Genomic DNA, 19265 nt, shown 5'->3' with positions numbered 1-19265 from the left:
TATGATTGATTTAATCCGCGCCATTATTGCTGAATATCAAGCTGTCATCGGCCTTGTCATTTTGGCGTTAATGTTTGCTGGATTTGTGCTTGAACGTTTTCCCGCCGCGGTGGTGGCTATTTTGGGGGCGTGCACTTTTTTAACCCTTGGCATTATTGATAAAGACAGTTTTTTTTCCGTTTTTTCGAACAGCGCGCCAATTACCATTGCCGCCATGTTCATGTTGTCGGGCGCATTATTACGCGCGGGCACTTTGGATGCGGTGGCGGGGTTCATCATCAGGCGGGCCAAAAAACATCCTCGCCTTGCCGTGGTTGAAATGTTTATCGGCACATTTATCGCCTCTGCCTTTATGAATAACACGCCCGTGGTGGTGGTGATGATTCCCATCATCATGCGGTTGGCGCGCGCAACGGGCATTTCGCCCAAAAAATTGCTTATCCCGTTAAGTTTTATTTGCATATTGGGCGGCACCACCACCTTAATCGGTACATCGACCAATTTAATTGTGAATTCGGTGGCACAGGAAAGCGGCATGGCTGGTTTTGGCATTTTTGAAATTACCCCCTATGGGTTAATTGCCGCCCTAGCCGGAACGGGCATGATGGTGATTTTTTCGCAATTTTTATTGCCAAATGATCCGCATGGCGAAAATGAATTTTTGGATGATGAAGGCGCGACATTTTTAACGGAGCTGACCGTGCGCAATGCCGCAGAGGTAAAGGGCGAATATTTAGGCGATGTGGCAATTGCCAAGCGGCCTGGCATTAAAATTATGGCGGTAAAGCGCAAGGGGCAATTTATTCGGCATAAATTATCACAATTTTTGTTACAGCCCAGCGACCGTATTGTGGTGCAGGTGGATATTACCGAATTAATGTCCCTGCGCAAATCGACCGATTATAAAATTGGCGTTATTCGTAAAGGGGATGCCGGCCCATTGGGGGAAACAATTGTGGAGGCAACCATTTCGCCGACCCATCCGTCCATTGGCGAACGATTGATAAATATTCCATTTTTGACCAATTTAAATGTTCGGATTTTGGGGTTGACGCGGTATCGCAATTTGCCGCGTTCGGACCTGCCCAATGCGCGAATTCATGCCGCCGACCGTTTGGTTGTTACAGGGTCAAAGGCGGATATACGCAAAATGTATCAAAACCCCAATTTATATGGGGTGGGCACGACAAATGCGCGCGCATTTCGGCGGGATAAAGCGCCGATTGCCATTGGCGCATTGGCTTTGGTTGTGTTGGTTTCTGCGCTTAATTTATTGCCGATTGAGGTGGCGGTTGTCATTGCCGTTGGCGCAATTTTAATTGCGCGCTGTATTGATGCGGAGGAGGCGTGGAGCTCCATTGACGGCAATGTTTTGGTCCTTATTTTTGCCATGCTTGCCGTGGGTGTCGGCCTTGAACAGGCGGGATCGGTGGACCTTGTGGTGTCGATGTTGGTGCCATTTTTGAACCAAGTTCCTCCCTATATATTGATTTTTGTGGTTTATATTATCGCGGTGTTGATGACTGAAATTATCACCAATAATGCCGTGGCGGTCATTTTAACGCCGGTGGTTATTTCTTTGGCGGCGGATTTGGGGGTTGATCCCAAGCCATTGGTTATTGCGGTGATGTTTGCCGCATCGGCAAGCTTTGCCACCCCCATTGGATATCAAACCAACACATTGGTATATGCGGCGGGCAATTATAAATTCACCGATTTTTTCAAGGCGGGTATTCCGGTTACTTTCGGGGTTGGGCTTGCTACCTGTTCGGCATTGGCATTTTTGTAAGGCCGCAATATTTATATGGCGTGATATTTATATGGCGTGATATTTATATGTCGTGATATTTATATGGCGTGATATTTTAACCAAGTCGTCATGTTGTAAATATTTGTGCCAAAATGTGCCGCAAATATTGGGGCACTGGACAAGGATGCGCTGTCAGCTATTATATAGCAGATAAGAAAATGGGAGCGGTCATGGATAATAGCACAAAAATAATTATTGGGGCGGCCACCGCCTTATTATTAGGGACGATAATGCATTTTTTGGGAACGGGCGAACGATTTGTCGGGCGGCTGGAACAGGATATAGCAACCGCATTTGTGACCGCAGAAATTAAGGATATTAAAATAAAGGGTGAGCGCCACCCATCGTTAAAAAGATCGGTGACATTATTGGGCGCACAGGATAATCCACAGCGCGCCGACGCGATAAAAATCGCCGAGTCCATCGAGGGCATCGGACAGGTAAATTGGCAAAATATGCCCGTTAAAACAACAAGCGATGAAGAAGATGTGGCAAGTTCCAAAAGGGAAGATAATTTAAGCGAGCAGGGGAAATAATATGCCAATTTTAATGGAAACATTGCTTTTAACCATGTGCTGCTTTGCCCTTGGGGTGATTATCGGGATGCTGTTATGGAAAGATGGCGGCGCATAATATATTATTTTTTGGGAATAGGGATTTGGGAATGTTGGAATTGATGATAGCAAATTGGCCTATATTGGTGGTCGCATTTTTAATTGGTCTTGCCATTGCATGGTGGATATGGGGCGGCAAAAAAAACACAGCTATATATGATGAGGGCGAGGTTTTTGCCGAAACACAGGCCGCTGAAGTCACCCCGCCCATAGAGGCAATTGACCAAGATATACCTGCCGCGCAACCATTTATGAATGCTGCGCCAACCGATGCAGCGGCACAGCCCGTTAAACCTGTCAAAGAAACAGAAATAACAGCCGAAAAGAAAATTGCCGCAAAGGAAACTGCCCCTAAAAAGGCAAGCTCCAAGAAAATAAGCGCAAAAACTGATGAAGCAAAGGCGAAGCCAGCAGCAGTAAAGACCGCAAAAAAACCAGCAGCAAAAACGGATAAGACAGCTGAAAAGTCCGCAGAAATTGCTGCCGCTAAACCAGCAGCAAAGCCAGCAGCCAAAAAAGAGGTGGAATATGATATTCCTGATAATTTGGAATTATTAAAAGGGGTTGGCCCGAAATTACAGGCTTTGTTAAAAGATATGGGCGTTACCGGTTTTACCCAAGTGGCGGCATGGAGCAACGCCGATATTGATGAAGTTGACGCAAAATTGGGCAATTTCTCGGGCCGGATAAGGCGCGATAATTGGGTTGATCAGGCCAAATTATTGGCCAAGGGCGATGTAAAGGCCTTTGAGAAAAAATATGGATCATTGGGCAGCGAAATAAAGAAAAAATAAGCGCAGATATTATCAGCAGATATTATCATGGGCGCATATGTTTAACGGCATATGCGCCTTTGTTTTTTCATTGCTGGGCATTTTATAAATATCAATAGGGTGTAATGCCACCCTAGGAATTGGGACATAGCAGGAATTGGAACATCGCAGGAATATGGCGTTCCTGTCAGCCAATAATCTGCCTCAAATTATATGAAGCATTATATGACGCTTCATTTAGCGCTCAATTTTCGTCAGGCGCAATTTATCAATTTTTCGGCCATCCATATCGACAATTTCAAATTGCCAGCCCTGATCAACAAAGCTGTCACCCTCTTGCGGCATGCGGCGCATAATATTTAAAACATGGCCTGCAACCGTGGCATAATCGCGGTCTTCGGACAGGGTGATTTCCAAATATTCGGCCATTTGGTCTGCATTCATCGCGCCGGAAAGCAGGACCGAACCATCGGCAAGGGTAACGACATTTGGGGCGCTGCCCTGTTCCTGATCAGATGCAAATTCACCCGCTATGGCTGATAACAGGTCATTGGGCGTCACAATCCCTTCAAAATGGCCATATTCGTCATGCACCAACAACATGGGCACATCAGCAGAGCGCAAAATTTCCAACGCGTCCATCGCGTCCATTTGGTCGGGCACAATTTGCGCATGGCGCATTAAATTTTGCACATTTGCCACTTCGCCTTTTAACAAAGCGGTCATAATGTCACGCGCCTGAACCACGCCGACAATATTATCAACATTGCCATCTTCCGCCACAGGCAGGCGGGTATGCATTGACCCGACCAGACGCTGCGCGATTGTTTCGGCATCGGCATTGGCGGAAATCCAATCAATTTCGGTGCGCGGGGTCATGACTTCGCGAACCGGACGATCGGCAAGGCGCACCACGCCGGCAATCACCTTTTGCTCATGTTCTTCGATAATGCCGGCATTTGTCGCCTCGGCAAAAACAATGCGCAATTCCTCCGCCGATAAGGTTTCTTTTGTCCCACGGTTCAGGCGCAATATTTTGAAAATTATCGCGCTGCTTTGGTCCAAAATCCACACTATGGGCGCGGCGACACGGGCCAGAAAATACATAAAAGGCGCCATAATCGCGGCAATGGGTTCGGCGGCGCGCAGGGCAAATTGCTTTGGCACTAATTCCCCCACCACCACGGATAAATAGGTTGAAATGCCAATAACCACCGCAAAACCGGCGGTTTGGGCCAATCCTTGCTCTATCCCCAAATAATGCAGCCTGTCGCCCACTGGCCCGCCCAGACTGGCGCCCGAATATGCCCCGGTTAAAATGGCGATTAAGGTAATGCCAATTTGCACAGTGGAAAGAAATTTGCCCGGATCGCTGGCCAATTTAATGGCGCGGCGCGCACCCCTGCTGCCATTATCGGCCATGGCCTGTAATTTGGATGTGCGGGCGGATACAATGGCCAATTCTGACATGGCAAAAATACCATTTAACAAGGTTAAACCGAAAATAATGGCGGCATCAAGCCAAGGAAAAGGTGATAAGATCATTGTCTCTTAAAAATCATAAATATATTTGCTGATTAGCGAATTTATGCGATGTTGCAAATAATATAACTTACAAAATTTGATATTTCTCCTCATCTAAGGTTAATATTCATCTATATATTTATGATTTACGTAACAAATAATGAAAAGGAGATTGTTATGAAAAGTTCAATTACATCTGTATATTTGGGGGTTGCGGCGGGCGCAATGTTGCTTACCGGCTGTGTCACAGATGAGGTGACGGGCAAAAAAACAATTTCAAAAGCAGCAATTGGCGGCGTAGCCGGTGCGGTTGGCGGATATTTGCTGGGCGATTTAATCGGCGGCAAGAAAGACCGGACCGAAAAAATTGTCGGCGCGGGCATTGGCGCGGTCGCGGGTGCGGGCGTTGGTTATTATATGGACCAACAGGAAAAGAAATTGCGCGAACAAACCGCCGGAACGGGCGTTAATGTGGTACGCGATGGGGATAATTTAATCCTTGATATGCCATCAGAGGTGACCTTTGCGGTAAATAGCTCCACCATTGAGCCTGCATTCCAAACAACTTTGGCCAATGTTTCGGCGACACTTGCCCAATATGAAAGCACCTATGTTGACGTGATGGGCCATACCGATTCAACAGGTTCGGACAGCTATAATCAGGGATTGTCCGAACGGCGGGCCCAATCGGTGGCGGCGTTCATGTCAGGGCGCGGCGTAAACAGCGCACGTTTGGCCACCATTGGTTATGGCGAAAGCCAACCAAAGGCCAGCAATAGCACAGAGGAAGGCCGCGCGGCCAACCGCCGTGTTGAATTGCGCCTTGTGCCGATTACACAGTAAAATAAACTAAAATAAACTAAAATAATGATAAAAATGGGGGTGGGCGTTAAATGCGCTCACCCCTTAATAATATGGGTAAAGCGCCGCTTTCGCCGCGTGCTTCCGACATGAAAAATGACTTTAACGGCTTTGTTCTTTGCACCATGGACAGGCCAAAACGGCGAATGGCAGAAGCGGTTTTGCCCGATACGGAGAATAAACGGTTCAAAATATCGGTGGCAACCGAAACCGACAAAGTGTCGATGGAGCGCCATTTTTGATAACGCGCCAAATTTTGTGCATCGCCAGCCTCTAGCCCCAAACGCGACGCTTCGACCAGAATTTCTGTTAAGGCGGCAACATCGCGCATTCCCAAATTCAACCCTTGGCCCGCAATGGGGTGCATTCCGTGGGCGCTGTCCCCGACAAGCGCCAATCGATTGGCGGTAATGTCGATGCAATTATGAAAAGAAAGCGGATAGCTGGCAAAATCGGCGGCTAAGTCAATTTTACCCAAAATGCCGCCCATTTGTGTTTCCAGTTCGGCGGCATAGCCGCGCGGCCCCATTTTTAAATATGCGGGCGCGTCCTTTTCATCCACTGACCAGACTATGGCGCTGCGATGCTGGCCCTTTTCATTGTCCAACATGGGTAAAATGGCAAATGGTCCGGCGGGATAAAAAATTTCATATGCGATATTTTGATGCGGTTTTTCATGGCAAATTGCGCCGACCATGGCGATATGATTATATTGCCAATGGGCGCGTTTTAACCCCGCATCATCGCGGGTTTTGCTTTGCCGTCCCTCCGCCACAATTAACAAGGAGGCGGTTAAAATATCGCCATTATCCAATGTGAGGGTGGCGCGGTGGTCATCGCGCGATTGGGAAATAATATTGCGCGGCATGTGCAGGGTGATAAGGTCCGACGCGCTGACCATTTCATATAATTTTTGGCGCAATATTCGGTTTTCAAACATTTTACCCAAAAATCCGTCCTTGGCTTCTGGAATAAAATCTAACGCCCCCTTTTTTAACCCATCACTGACCCAAATTTGGTTAATCGGGCATCCTTTGCCGTCCAATTTTTCGCCAAGGCCGATGGCGTCAAACATCGCCATGGTGCTGCTTGATATGGCGGTGGTGCGCCCGTCAAACCCCTTTACCATCATCGCATGGGGATCGGCGCGGTCGACCACATGGGCGCTTAACCCGTGACTGGCCAATGATTGCGCCATTGTCAGGCCGATTAAGCCGCCGCCAATGATGATAACATCTTTATGATTTGATGAAATTTGGGTCACTTTAATCGCGCCTTATTTTTAGGAACAGAAAATAATTTATATATTAAATGGCGTTTATTGGCATATTTCGCAAGGGTAATGGCGCAATTTTGGAGAAAGAGTTTTGCAGTACAAAAAACACCATCTGTCATATGGCCACTTGACGCTTTGTCCATCACGCGCAAAGAGGGTGCGTTAACGATATTTATCGGTTATATTATGGTGCCATAGGCGCATATATATGCACGATATATGGACGTATTTTTGTAAATAGGGGGCACCACAGCCAATTATGGCAACGTCAAATAGACCAAATAGCGACGATTGGCAGGAAATTTTACGCCAAAGCATTTTGCGCAGCAGCGCGTTAATTGGCGCGGCCATGCTTGCCATATTTGCCATCATATTTGCGCTATCTATTTTAAGCTATGATAGCGGGGACAGCGCATTTAACAGCGCAGCGGCAGGTGCAACATCAAATTGGATGGGGCAATTTGGCGCATATTTATCCGACGCGGCCTTATTTATTTTTGGTTTGCCGTCCATATTATTCATTCCGCTTTTGCTGATTTTTGCCAATCGATTATGGCGCAATATCCCGCAACAGGCATGGAAGGGGCAGCTTCTTATCCTTATCCTTGCCCTATTATTCATTGGTTTTGGGCTTAGTTGGTGGCAACAGGGCAGCGATGTCGCCTTGCCCGCCGGATGGGGCGGCATTGCCGGATTGTTAAGCGCAAAGGCAGGGGCAGCTTTATTAACCTATGTTGGTGCGGGCGCGCAAAATATTGTGCGTTTCATTGCCATTGCCGCAGGATTATTGGGCGGATTGACGCTTGGCGTTCGGGCGCTGCGGCTTGATAAACCATTATGGCAATCCATTTCCATGCCGTCTATTCCAACCATGCCCAATATAAATATGCCCAAATTGCCATCGTTAAAAAATGGGGATGCAAAAGGAAATGGGGATAAAATTGATATAGTAGAGCCAAGTAAAGCGGCGGCAAAGTCTGCCCCGCGAGCCAAGGTGGTCAAGGATGATCGCCCGCCGCCGGAAATTAGTGACCGTGCATTGCCAACGCAGCAGGCGGCATTTTCCACTGGCGCAAGGCAGGGCGATTTTTTTGGCAATTACACCTTGCCCTCGGTTGATTTATTAGAGCCGACTGCGCCATCCAACACCAAAAAATTGGACAAGGCGGCGCTGGAACGCAATGCGCGTTTGTTGGAATCCGTTTTGGATGATTTTAGTGTCAAGGGACAGATAAAGGCGGTGCGCCCCGGCCCTGTTGTCACCATGTATGAGCTGGAGCCTGCACCCGGAATAAAGGCCAGCCGTGTCATCCAATTGGCGGAGGATATTGCGCGGAACATGTCCGCATTGTCGGCGCGTGTGTCCACCATTGCGGGCCGCACGGTGATGGGGATTGAGCTGCCCAATGCAGATCGCGAGATGGTTGGCCTGCATGAAATGATTGGATCAGATGCCTTTGCCCAACAAAATGGCCAATTGCCGATTATTTTGGGTAAAAATATTTCTGGTGATCCGGTGATTGCCGATTTGGCCCCCATGCCGCATTTGTTAATTGCCGGTACGACAGGCTCGGGTAAATCGGTGGGGTTAAATACCATGATTTTATCACTGCTTTATCGGTTAAATCCCGATGAATGCCGCATGATCATGATTGACCCGAAAATGTTGGAATTAAGCATTTATGATAATATTCCCCATTTGCTTTCCCCCGTGGTGACCGAACCGGCAAAGGCGGTGCGCGCATTAAAATGGGCGGTGGAGCAAATGGAGGAAAGATATCGTATGATGTCTGGTCTTTCGGTCCGCAATTTGGCCAATTTTAACGAAAAAGTGCGTGCGGCAAAGGCAAAGGGCGCCCCGCTGGGCCGCCGTGTTCAGGTGGGATATGACCCCGCAACGGGCCAACCACAATATGAGGAAGAAAGTCTGGAATATAGCGTCATGCCGCAAATTGTGGTGATTGTGGATGAACTTGCCGATTTAATGATGACGGCGGGTAAAGAGGTTGAATTTTTAATCCAACGATTGGCGCAAAAGGCGCGGGCGGCGGGTATCCACCTTATCATGGCGACGCAAAGGCCATCGGTGGACGTTATTACCGGTGTGATTAAGGCGAATTTGCCCACGCGGATTAGTTTCCATGTGACATCCAAAATCGACAGCCGCACCATATTGGGTGACCAAGGCGCGGAACAATTATTGGGCAAGGGTGATATGTTATATATGGCGGGCGGCAAGGGGTTAACCCGCATACATGGCCCATTTGTTTCCGATGATGAGGTGCGCGCCGTGGCCGACCATTGGCGCGGACAGGGGCAACCGGAATATATTCAAGCCGTTACCGAAGAACCAGCCGAGGGTAGTTATGCATTGGATGGTATTTCGCCCAGCAATCCAGAGGATGAACAATATGCACAGGCATGTCAGATTGTCTTGGAAAGTCAAAAAGCATCGACCAGTTGGGTGCAACGCCAAATGCGTATTGGATATAATAGCGCGGCACGGTTAATCGATCGGATGGAGGAGGACGGCATTGTTTCTGCGCCCAACCATATTGGGCGTAGAGAGGTGCTGCGCGATCAAAATGGCCAAGCTTTATAAAATACGGGCAATATAGATGAATGCCAGAAAAATCATGGGTTCAGCCCATGTTAAAGCCAGCATCAATATAAAAATATTGTAAAGTTAATTAGTTAGGATATTTGGGCCTGTCCCAATGGAGTGAAAATGATGAATATGACCAATTTGCCAAAATATATCGCCATTTTGGGGATCAGCTTTGCCGCCACCATGACGGCGCCGCAATCAATTGAGGCGCAGCAAAATAATGCGACATTGGGCGAAATTTCCACCCATTTAAAATCGGTGGGCACGATGAGCGCGAGCTTTACCCAAACCGATCGTCGCGGACAGTCATTATCGGGCACATTATTGTTAAAACGCCCCGGTAAAATTCGATTTGAATATCAAAAGGGCGTGCCATTATTGATTGTTGCCGATGGTTCATCGCTTAACATGATTGATTATGAGGTGAATCAGGTGCAGCGCTGGCCGATTAAAAACAGCCCGCTTTCCGCGCTTTTAGACCCTAATCAAGATTTGTCCAAATATGGCAAATTACAACCGACCAGCAACCCCAATGTGGTGAGCGTGCAGGTGAAAGACCCCAAACGCCCTGAATTTGGCATGATTACCATGATATTCCTGCGCAAGGCGGGCGCACCGGGTGGTTTGACTTTGGATAGCTGGGTCGCGCTTGATTCGCAAAATAACCGCACCACGATTCGGTTGAAGAATGTAAAATTTAACACGGCAATTTCTGATTCGTCATTTCGCTGGACCGACCCTCGCCCGAAAAAACGCAGATAATATAAACCAAGCGATTAGGCGAGTTCTGACATAGATGAAATGAGTGAAGAAAATTTATTGTTCATCCTAGCGTCAGGAAGAAAGAGTATAAATGTAAACATTATCCGGTTTGATTTCATATGGGTTTCCCCCTGTTACCCATCTCCCAAAGGACCGGATAATAGCGTGACGAACGCGAAAATTGACCCTCATCCCAAATGCCCCCGGGATGAGGGTTTAATTTTTTGCATATTGCCGAAATGCTGCCATGTCCCTAAGCAGTTTTTATGACACAAAAAATACAAATCGCATCTTGGAATATTAACTCAATTCGCGCCCGAATTGAATTGGTTGAAAAATTCCTTATCGAATATCAACCCGATATTTTATGCCTTCAAGAAACCAAGGTGGTGGACGATCTTTTCCCATCTGCGCCATTTCGCATGTTGGGATATAATCATCAGGCATTGCACGGCCAACCTATGCACCATGGCGTTGCCATTTTAAGCAAGCTGCCGCTGCGCGATATACGGCGCCATGATTGGCAACAAAATGGGGAGGCGCGGCATGTTGGCGCATCCTTGGCCAATGGAATGCGCGTTGAAAATGTATATGTTCCGGCGGGCGGTGATATTCCCGATGCGGAGGAAAATCCAAAATTTGGGCAAAAATTAAATTTCATCAATCAAATGATTGCATGGTCACAGGATGTGGAAACCCCCACTATTTTGACTGGGGATTTCAACATCGCCCCATTGGAGCATGATGTGTGGAGCCACAAACAACTTGCCAATGTGGTCAGTCATACACAAATTGAAATTGATTTATTAAATAAATTACAAGGCACAGGAAATTGGGTGGATTTGGCGCGGCATTTTACCCCGGCGGAGGAAAAATTATACACATGGTGGAGTTACCGTGCGCGTGATTATGCCGCATCCAACCGTGGCCGCCGATTGGATCATATGTGGGTAACGCCCAATTTATTAGAAAAAGCGGCTAGTCATCAGGTGCATGTAACATGCCGTGGATGGGCCAAACCGTCTGACCATGTGCCCATTGTCACCACATTTTCGCTATAGGGTTGTTCAAATGAACCAAGGGCAAAGCGGTAATGGGCAAACAGGGGCGGTGAATGTCGCGCGCTGTATTGACGCGCTGCGCCGTGGGTGGCCTATCTCTATTGGTGAAAAAGAAGGACAGATTTGCCTGATTGCGGTGGAACGATTTGCAGATGGCACGGTGGCCGATGATAGCATTTTGTCGATTATGATTTCTGACCAACGTGCCGCAACGTTAAAATTGGGCAATCAGGCGGCGGTTCACGCATCGGATAAAATTGGCGCAGCGGTGCATATTAAACGGCCCGCTGATTTTAACGCATCATTGGCGATGGCGATTGCCGATCCGACATTGGATTTGCGCCACCCGATGAAAGGCCCGTTTAAGGTGGTGGAGGGCGCGCATCCCATATTGGCGCATATTGCCCTTAACCTTGCGCGGGAGGCGGGATTGCTGCCCGCATTTCTGCAATTAAATGATGATGTCACACCATTGGCACAAATGATGGCAGATGATTTTGCCGATTATAGTCAATCGGAACATTTGAACATTGCGGTGCGGGCCAAATTGCCCGTTTCGGCCAGTGAGGATGCGCAAATTGTCGCCTTTCGCGCACAAAGCAACGGCGCAGAGCATATTGCCTTGTTAATCGGCAAACCCAATGGCAAAGCGCCGATTGTTAGATTGCATAGCGAATGTTTAACAGGCGATGTTTTGGGCAGTTTGAAATGTGATTGCGGCCCGCAATTGCACAATGCCATGCATCAAATGGCGCATGGCGATTGGGGCATTTTGCTATATTTAAGGCAGGAAGGGCGCGGCATTGGGCTGGTCAATAAATTGCGCGCTTATGCTCTCCAGGATCAGGGATTCGACACGGTGGACGCCAATTTGCGCCTTGGATTTGCCGTGGATGCGCGCGATTTTTCGGTCGCGGCGCGGATGTTAAAATTATTGGGGGCGCAGGAGATAAGGTTGTTGACCAATAATCCCAAAAAGGTCGCTGGATTACAGGCTGAGGGGATAAAAGTGGTGGAACGTTTGGCGATAAAAGTGGGCGAGAACCCGTTTAATATTGATTATTTAAATACCAAACGCGACCGCACGGAACATATTTTATAATGGCGGGCGAGGATGACATACATCCGCCGACACCTGCACCGACGCTGGCACAGCAAACAAGATGCTGGCAAATTTGCCAATTATCAGGAAAAATGAACGTCCCCTATGCCAAGGGATATAAAATTGCGCCCATGGGGGAAATGAGTGCAATTTACCATTTTGCATCTGGGCAAAGCCATTTAGTGGCATCGCCCGTGCCGGAAATATTGGATATTTTGGATGGTTCGCCATGCGATGAAAAGGCGATTTTTGACCAATTAAGCGCGATATTTGATGTGGATAATGATGATGATTTACGCATTTTAATCACACAGCAAATGGACGAATTATACGCGCTTGGTTTAATTGAAAGGGCGGATAATGTTTGAACTTCGCCTGCGCATTGGGCCGGCATCCTTTCGTTTATTATCCGCATGGAAAGCCCCTATTGATGAATTAAGGGTGCTATATTCACCCTATCCAATGGCACAATTGCCCGATTTTGCTTTTCCTGACTTTACTGTGCGGTTAGAGCCTGTTTCATGGATGCGTAAATATATCCGCCCTTCGGTTAGGATAGAGGCGGATTTCATGCTGCCCGATGCTGCGCCATTGCCGATAAATCAGGCTTTATTGGCCGCCGAAATGGGCATGAATTTGCAAATGGCGCTTGGTTGGCGGCGGCAGCTTATTTTACATGCAAGCGCGGTGGAAATGGGCGGGCGTTCCATCATCATGACGGGGGAGTCTGGTTCGGGAAAATCGACCATGGCGGCTTTATTGGGACATGGGGCAAAATGGCGATTTATGGGTGATGAATTCACCCTAATGTCATTGGATAGCCATGAAAATGTCGCCTTTCCGCGTCTTATCAGCTTAAAAAATCAGGCGATTGCACAATTACAAATGGCCGCCCCTAACGGCAAATTTGGCCCGTTAATGAAGGATACGCCAAAGGGGGATATTTGCCATTTAATGCCGCCCATTGATGCGATTTCCCGAATGGATGAGCCTGCCATTCCCGCCTTAATTTTATTTCCCAGTTTCGGCAATGCGCCGGAAATTCGCCCCATGGAACGCGCAGAAACATTTATGCGATTGACGCAGGCTTCAACCAATTTTGTCACATTGGGGGAGGCGGGATTTGATAGGTTAAGCATGTTGGTCAATGATGTTCCCGCCTTTGCCATTGATTATCCCGATGGCGAAACGGGCATGAAAATGGTGGAGCAATTATGGCAGGATGTGGCTGATGGTTAAACCTATAAATAACGCCCAAATCCTTGCCGATAGTCTGCGTAATCCGGGCATGGCTGCTACATTTGACCATGAAAAATGGACCAATTTATTGACCATAGCACGGGCCGAATTGTTAATCGGATCATTGGCGCACCAATTGCAAAAAATTGACGTGCCGCCGTCCGTCCGCGCAATTTTGGATGATGCCATTATCACCACCACACAGGAAAAGCGCATTTCAAAATGGGAGGCGCGATGCGCTGCATTGGCGCTTGCACCCTTAACGAAAAAGATGGTTTTGTTAAAGGGCGCGGCCTATGCCATTGGCGATTTGCCGCCCGTTTCCGGCCGATATATTGGTGATTTGGATATTTTATTGCCGCGCGAGATGCTGCGTCCTGCTGAACCTTATCTGATTAAGGCGGGGTGGCATTGGGTAAAGGAAAGCGAATATGATGATGCATATTATCGCAATCATATGCATGAACTGCCCCCTTTAATCCATGCAGACCGCGATAGGATGATTGATGTGCATCACACTATTTTGCCCCTTACCGCAAAGCCGCGCCCCGATGCGGCGGCCCTTTGGGAAAATGCCGTGCAATATGATGGCAATTTATATGCGCTTTGCCCCACGGACATGGTGGTGCATTGCGCCGCGCATTTAATGGCGGATGGTGATTTGTCAGGGGGAATGCGTAATTTATGGGATTTTCATTTGTTGATACAGCACTTCTGCGAACAAGATGCGGGATTTATTGACCAGTTAAAAAGCCGCGCGGACCATCATCAATTGGGCGCTGTGGTGGCGCGGTGCGCGCGGATATCGGCGCATTTATATGGGACGGGTATTGGCGGTCAATTTGGCAAAATGCGCTTTTTTGATAAAATGGCGGTTCGGCGAATATTGGCGCGAAATGGATATGGGCAAATGACGCGAAAATGGCTGCGCCTTGCATTTTATATCCGTTCGCATTGGCTGCGAATGCCGCCCATCATGCTGAGTAAACATTTATGGACCAAATGGCGCTCTGGCCATAAGAGCAGGAAATAAGGGCGGATAGTTTTGAACGTTTATTTTTTGGGGGCATTGGGGCGGGTGAATAATTTGCCCTTTTCCGACCATAAAATAAATGCCAGCGCCAATAATCCCGTGATTAAAAATCCCAGCGACATGGGAATTAAGCTATTGTTAAATTGCTGGCCAATAAACCCGCCCAAAATCGCGGCGATTAAGGTTTTGACAAAATTTTGATAGGAGGATGCTGTGCCTGCAATTTTGGCAAATGGCTGCATTGCAATTGACCCGAAATTTGATCCAGTAAAACCAATCATTGCCATGTTACAGGTCAGCAGGAATAGGAAAATCGGCATGGAAGTGGGGATCAATAATGCCGCCAATAATTGTAATAATCCCAAAATAATGAAACAGAAAAGGGCGCTTTGCGATACGCGGCGCGCGCCAAAACGTTCCACAATTCGGCTGTTGGTGAAATTGGCCGCCGCAATGCCAATGGCGACAATGGCAAAACCAATGGCGAAAAAATCTGCCGCGTTGAAAATTTTATCAAATATTTGTTGGGAGCTGTTTAAATATCCAAATAACGCGCCCTGCACCAATCCGCTGCCCAAAATATAGCCCATAGCGCCGCGATGCATTGAAACCTCGCCCCATGATTTGGCAATATTGGGCAGGTTAATCGGCACAGCATATTCGCGATGCAGGGTTTCGGGCAGACGAAAATAGACCCAAAAAATCGCGCCCACGCCCATGATAGCCAATAGGTCAAATATTAAACGCCATCCGGAAATATACAGGATTAACTGACCCAATGTTGGCGCAATAACCGGCACAACCATAAAGATTAAGAAAATAAGCGACATGCGTTTGGCCATCGCGTCCCCTTCAAATTGGTCGCGGATAACGGCGGCCACCAACACGCCCATGGCCGCGCCAAAGCTGCCCTGTATCACCCGAAAAATAAGCAACATGTCGAAACTGGACGATAGGCTGCATAAAGCGCCAAAAACACTATATCCCGCCACAGTGGATAAAATAACGGGCCTGCGCCCATATCGATCGGACAATGGGCCATAAAATATCGACCCAATGCCAAGACCGATTAAATAAGCGCCGATTAACAATTGCACCCTATTTTTATCCACCAATCCAAAAGCATGGGAAATTTGCGGAAATGCGGGCAGCATGGCATCAATGGCAAGCGCGTTTAATGCCATCAACGATGACATCATCACCACCAATTCGCGCGGGTTGATATTTACCGGCGTGGGGCGTTTTTTAATTTTGGATTTGTTTTGGCTTGAATCTGCATGTTGCATTTTATGGGGGTAGGCGGCTATTTACCAATTTGCAATTGGATAAAGGCTTTGCAGCCCATGTAAATGGCATATATATTTATAGGATGGGCGATATTCGCAAAATCATACATGTCGATATGGACGCATTTTTTGCCAGTGTGGAACAACGCGACAACCCCGATTTACGCGGTAAACCGGTGGCGGTTGGCGGTTCGTCCGCGCGCGGCGTTGTGGCGGCGGCCAGTTATGAGGCACGAAAATTTGGTGTGAAATCGGCCATGCCATCGGTGACGGCAAAGCGGCTTTGCCCCGATTTAATTTTTACCAAGGGCCGGTTTGATGCATATCGGCAGGTAAGCGGGCAAATCCGCGAAATATTTAGGCAGCATACCGATTTGATTGAGCCTTTATCATTGGATGAGGCATATTTGGATGTCACCCATGATAAACAAAATATTGGATCTGCCGTAAAAATTGCCAAGCAAATCCGCGCGGAAATTGAAAAGCAAACCCAGCTTACCGCATCAGCAGGGGTGAGTTATAATAAATTTATCGCCAAATTGGCGAGTGATCAAAATAAACCCAATGGCATTTGTGTGATATTGCCCGAAAAGGGGGCTGAATTTGTCGCCAGCCTGCCCGTACGGCGTTTCCACGGGGTTGGCCCACGCACGGCAGAAAAAATGCAGCGGCTGGGCATTAAAATGGGGCAGGATTTGCTGCAATATGATGAAATTTGGATGGCGCAGCATTTTGGCAGCTATGGCCAATATTTATTTTTGGCGGCGCGCGGTATAGACAATCGGCCGGTGCAGCCATCACGAAAGCGCAAATCAGTGGGGGCAGAGCGCACCTTTGGCGAGGATAAATCAAGCGCAGCCGACTTAACCGCGATCATGCATGAGGTGGGCGAAGATGTATGGGCGCGGATGGACAAGGCCAAGGCCATTGGAAAAACGGTTATTTTAAAGATTAAATATAATGATTTCACCCAAATCACCCGTTCCTTAACCCCCGGCGCGTTTATAAAGGAAAAAAGGGAATTATTTGATATTGGTGAAATATTGCTTCGGCAAATTTTTCCCGTTCAAAAACCAGTGCGTTTATTGGGTTTGACCATGTCAAATTTATCCACAAATGACATGGGGTCCGAAATAGAACCAAAAAATGCGCAGCCCAGTTTTGATTTTTGAAAATTGGCGGGGCATTTTTCCTGATTGGGGCGATTTTCCTATTCACGGATTGGGTAAAATAAAGATTGAAGAAAATCATCATTTATCATAAAACTGTATTAAGATTATATATCAGGATGAATTTATGGCCCGCCCCCAAACCGATATTGACGCAGTAAGAGAAGAATTATTGACGATTGTGGAGGAAATAATCCGTGCGCGCGGCGCGGTTGATATTACTTTATATGATCTGGCCACACAGGCGGGAATGTCGCCGTCCAATATTTATCGTTTTTTTGAAAGCAAAGAGGCGTTGATGGAGGCGGTGGCCGAAAAATGGTTTGCTGATAAAATTACCATTATGGAAGAAGTGGTAAATAGCGATGTGCCGATTGAGCAAAAATTATATGATTTTTTTGCCCGCCGTTATGTGTTGATGAGCGAAAAGCACAGGCAAGACCCCGATTTATTTGTAAGCTATTGTGAGCTGGGCAATGTTCATTTTGAGGTGGTGCGCGGTTATGTTGATTTGGCGGATCATTATTTGGCAATGGTGGTCGCAGAGGCAAGCGGGCATGGATATTTTGCAGGGTTAAGCATTGATGATGCGGTGTCTTTAATCAATATGATGATACAGCCATATTGCGACCCGCATAAAATGGTGCAAATGCAAATGGCGTTGAATGAGAATAAATTGCGGCTTGTCATCAACACGATTTTATTGGGGTTAAAGGCAGAAAATACACCGTCATTATCCAGCAATGCGCCGCCGCTGCATCAGGTGAAGCTGGTTCAATAAGGCGTTTTGCAAGAAATAGCATTTGCCACAAAATGTTTATTAAATCTGTTGCGCCTGCGAAAAATTTTATCCCCCATGCTTGCAAAATGGGTTAAATTTCATATAAGGAAACTGTGTTTAACCGCGTAATTAACTTTATCTGGTTTCAACTTAACGATAACGTAAGGTAAAAATGATGGGCGAGATGCTGCCAAATGATGAAATCGTTGATTCTCGCCCGCTTTGCGGATTTCGTGTTGTGGAATTGGCGGGCATTGGTCCTGGTCCTTATGCTGGGCAGTTACTGGCCGATATGGGCGCGGACGTTATTATTATTGACCGGCCATTGGGCAAGGGGGCGATGCCCCACGGCATTGATGGACGCGGCAAAAAATCTATCGCGCTGGACCTTCGCCGGCCAGAGGCGGTGGACATTGTTTTGCAATTGGTGTCGGGCAGCGATATTTTAATCGAGGGATTGCGCCCAGGCGTGACCGAAAGATTGGGCGTTGGGCCAGATGCCTGTTTTGCCGTGAATCCAAAGTTAATTTACGGACGGATGACCGGATGGGGACAAAATGGCCCATGGGCGCAAATGGCAGGGCATGATATAAATTATATCAGCATGACCGGCGCGTTGCACGCCATGGGTCAGGATGGACAGCCTCCCATGCCGCCATTAAACCTTGTCGGGGATTTTGGTGGGGGTTCGTTATTTTTGGTCAATGGTATATTGGCGGCGTTGTTAAAGGCGCAAAAAAATGGCCAGGGCAGCGTGGTTGATGCCGCCATTGTGGACGGCGTAAATCATATGATGAGCTTTATTCACGGCATGGCGGGGCTTGGCGCATGGGTCAATAAACGGCAGGCAAATTTGCTAGACGGGGCGGCGCCATTTTACCGTTGCTATATGACCCATGACAATAAATTTATGGCTGTGGGCTGTATTGAGCCGCAATTTTTTGCCGAAATGGCGCGGTTGCTAAATTTGGATTTGGCCGATTTTGGTGGGCAAAATGACCGCAGCAAATGGCCGGCACAGCATGAAAAGCTGGCCCAAATATTTGCCAGCAAATCACGTGATGAGTGGGAAGAAATTTTTATCCCATCTGATGCATGTGTCACGCCCGTTTTGGATTATGAGGAGTCGATTTGCCACCCCGCCAATGCACAGCGTGAAACGCATAAAATGGGGGGTGCCGCGCCAAATGGGAAAATGTGGCAGCATCCGCAATCTGCGCCCATTTTATATGGTCAAGCAGCTGAAATAAATTTAGAAATTGCCCAAAATGGCCGTCATAGTGAAGAGATATTACGGAATTTAGGCTTTGATGACACAAAAATTGAACAATTATTTGCAACCCAAATTGCATATAAAAATTAAATA

17 protein-coding genes are annotated in these 19265 nt (G+C 47.5%); 14 read left to right on the top strand and 3 right to left on the bottom strand.

Translation table 11 applies throughout. The features are described 5' to 3' along the window. The first annotated feature begins 4 nt into the window (after positions 1 to 4). The 3 genes from LPB140_RS11315 (at position 5) to LPB140_RS11305 (ending at position 3218) form a co-directional block, all read left to right on the top strand. Entirely contained in the window at positions 5 to 1789 is a 1785-nt protein-coding gene (locus LPB140_RS11315) for an SLC13 family permease (protein ID WP_156874269.1), read from the top strand. Positions 1790 to 1980: 191 nt separating this feature from the next. Continuing rightward, positions 1981 to 2346 (top strand): hypothetical protein, encoded by a 366-nt coding sequence (locus tag LPB140_RS11310; RefSeq protein ID WP_156874205.1) that lies wholly within the window; start codon positions 1981 to 1983, stop codon positions 2344 to 2346. 128 nt (positions 2347 to 2474) lie between these two features. Next, entirely contained in the window at positions 2475 to 3218 is a 744-nt protein-coding gene (locus LPB140_RS11305) for a helix-hairpin-helix domain-containing protein (RefSeq protein WP_156874204.1), read from the top strand. Between the two features lie 216 nt (positions 3219 to 3434). Here LPB140_RS11305 and LPB140_RS11300 read toward each other — a convergent pair whose 3' ends face one another. Continuing rightward, positions 3435 to 4742 (bottom strand): hemolysin family protein, encoded by a 1308-nt coding sequence (locus tag LPB140_RS11300; RefSeq protein WP_072559913.1) that lies wholly within the window; start codon positions 4740 to 4742, stop codon positions 3435 to 3437. Positions 4743 to 4898: 156 nt separating this feature from the next. Between LPB140_RS11300 and LPB140_RS11295 the strand changes: the two genes are divergently transcribed. Further along, positions 4899 to 5564 (top strand): YiaD family glycine zipper/OmpA-like lipoprotein, encoded by a 666-nt coding sequence (locus LPB140_RS11295; RefSeq protein ID WP_072559912.1) that lies wholly within the window; start codon positions 4899 to 4901, stop codon positions 5562 to 5564. A gap of 46 nt (positions 5565 to 5610) precedes the next feature. Here the strand turns inward: LPB140_RS11295 and LPB140_RS11290 are convergent, their stop codons facing one another. Continuing rightward, positions 5611 to 6846: an FAD-dependent monooxygenase gene (locus LPB140_RS11290; RefSeq protein WP_072559911.1), complete on the bottom strand. Its 1236-nt coding sequence runs from the start codon at positions 6844 to 6846 to the stop codon at positions 5611 to 5613. A gap of 271 nt (positions 6847 to 7117) precedes the next feature. Here LPB140_RS11290 and LPB140_RS11285 point away from each other — a divergent pair, with 271 nt between their 5' ends. The 7 genes from LPB140_RS11285 to LPB140_RS11255 all read left to right on the top strand — a co-directional run bounded on the left by LPB140_RS11285 (position 7118) and on the right by LPB140_RS11255 (position 14663). Then, positions 7118 to 9460, top strand: coding sequence for an FtsK/SpoIIIE family DNA translocase (locus tag LPB140_RS11285; RefSeq protein WP_072559910.1), 2343 nt, complete (start codon positions 7118 to 7120; stop codon positions 9458 to 9460). Positions 9461 to 9595: 135 nt separating this feature from the next. Beyond that, the gene (locus LPB140_RS11280; protein ID WP_072560939.1) at positions 9596 to 10228 is read left to right on the top strand and encodes a LolA family protein; all 633 of its coding nucleotides are present in this window, start codon (positions 9596 to 9598) and stop codon (positions 10226 to 10228) included. A gap of 266 nt (positions 10229 to 10494) precedes the next feature. Next, positions 10495 to 11289 (top strand): exodeoxyribonuclease III, encoded by a 795-nt coding sequence (gene xth / locus LPB140_RS11275; protein ID WP_072559909.1) that lies wholly within the window; start codon positions 10495 to 10497, stop codon positions 11287 to 11289. Positions 11290 to 11299: 10 nt separating this feature from the next. Next, positions 11300 to 12391: a GTP cyclohydrolase II gene (gene ribA, locus LPB140_RS11270; protein WP_072559908.1), complete on the top strand. Its 1092-nt coding sequence runs from the start codon at positions 11300 to 11302 to the stop codon at positions 12389 to 12391. Between the two features lie 92 nt (positions 12392 to 12483). Then, on the top strand, positions 12484 to 12759 hold the full coding sequence (locus LPB140_RS11265; RefSeq protein ID WP_072560937.1) for an HPr-rel-A system PqqD family peptide chaperone: 276 nt from the start codon (positions 12484 to 12486) through the stop codon (positions 12757 to 12759). Further along, positions 12749 to 13630, top strand: coding sequence for an HprK-related kinase A (locus LPB140_RS11260; protein ID WP_156874267.1), 882 nt, complete (start codon positions 12749 to 12751; stop codon positions 13628 to 13630). The genes LPB140_RS11265 and LPB140_RS11260 overlap by 11 nt, the downstream gene beginning before the upstream one ends. Next, entirely contained in the window at positions 13623 to 14663 is a 1041-nt protein-coding gene (locus LPB140_RS11255) for a nucleotidyltransferase domain-containing protein (RefSeq protein ID WP_072560935.1), read from the top strand. Before LPB140_RS11260 ends, LPB140_RS11255 begins: the two co-directional genes overlap by 8 nt. A 20-nt stretch (positions 14664 to 14683) precedes the next feature. Here LPB140_RS11255 and LPB140_RS11250 read toward each other — a convergent pair whose 3' ends face one another. Continuing rightward, on the bottom strand, positions 14684 to 15949 hold the full coding sequence (locus LPB140_RS11250) for a multidrug effflux MFS transporter (RefSeq protein WP_083550369.1): 1266 nt from the start codon (positions 15947 to 15949) through the stop codon (positions 14684 to 14686). A gap of 83 nt (positions 15950 to 16032) precedes the next feature. Between LPB140_RS11250 and dinB the strand changes: the two genes are divergently transcribed. The 3 genes from dinB (at position 16033) to LPB140_RS11235 (ending at position 19262) form a co-directional block, all read left to right on the top strand. Beyond that, positions 16033 to 17121 (top strand): DNA polymerase IV, encoded by a 1089-nt coding sequence (gene dinB / locus LPB140_RS11245; protein WP_072560931.1) that lies wholly within the window; start codon positions 16033 to 16035, stop codon positions 17119 to 17121. A gap of 124 nt (positions 17122 to 17245) precedes the next feature. Continuing rightward, entirely contained in the window at positions 17246 to 17899 is a 654-nt protein-coding gene (locus LPB140_RS11240; protein ID WP_072559906.1) for a TetR/AcrR family transcriptional regulator, read from the top strand. Positions 17900 to 18071: 172 nt separating this feature from the next. After that, on the top strand, positions 18072 to 19262 hold the full coding sequence (locus LPB140_RS11235; protein WP_198024118.1) for a CaiB/BaiF CoA transferase family protein: 1191 nt from the start codon (positions 18072 to 18074) through the stop codon (positions 19260 to 19262). Positions 19263 to 19265: the final 3 nt, after the last annotated feature.

This window comes from Sphingorhabdus lutea (assembly GCF_001889025.1).
GTDB classification, from domain to species: Bacteria; Pseudomonadota; Alphaproteobacteria; order Sphingomonadales; family Sphingomonadaceae; genus Sphingorhabdus_B; species Sphingorhabdus_B lutea.
This window is presented reverse-complemented; position numbering and strand designations above follow the sequence as displayed.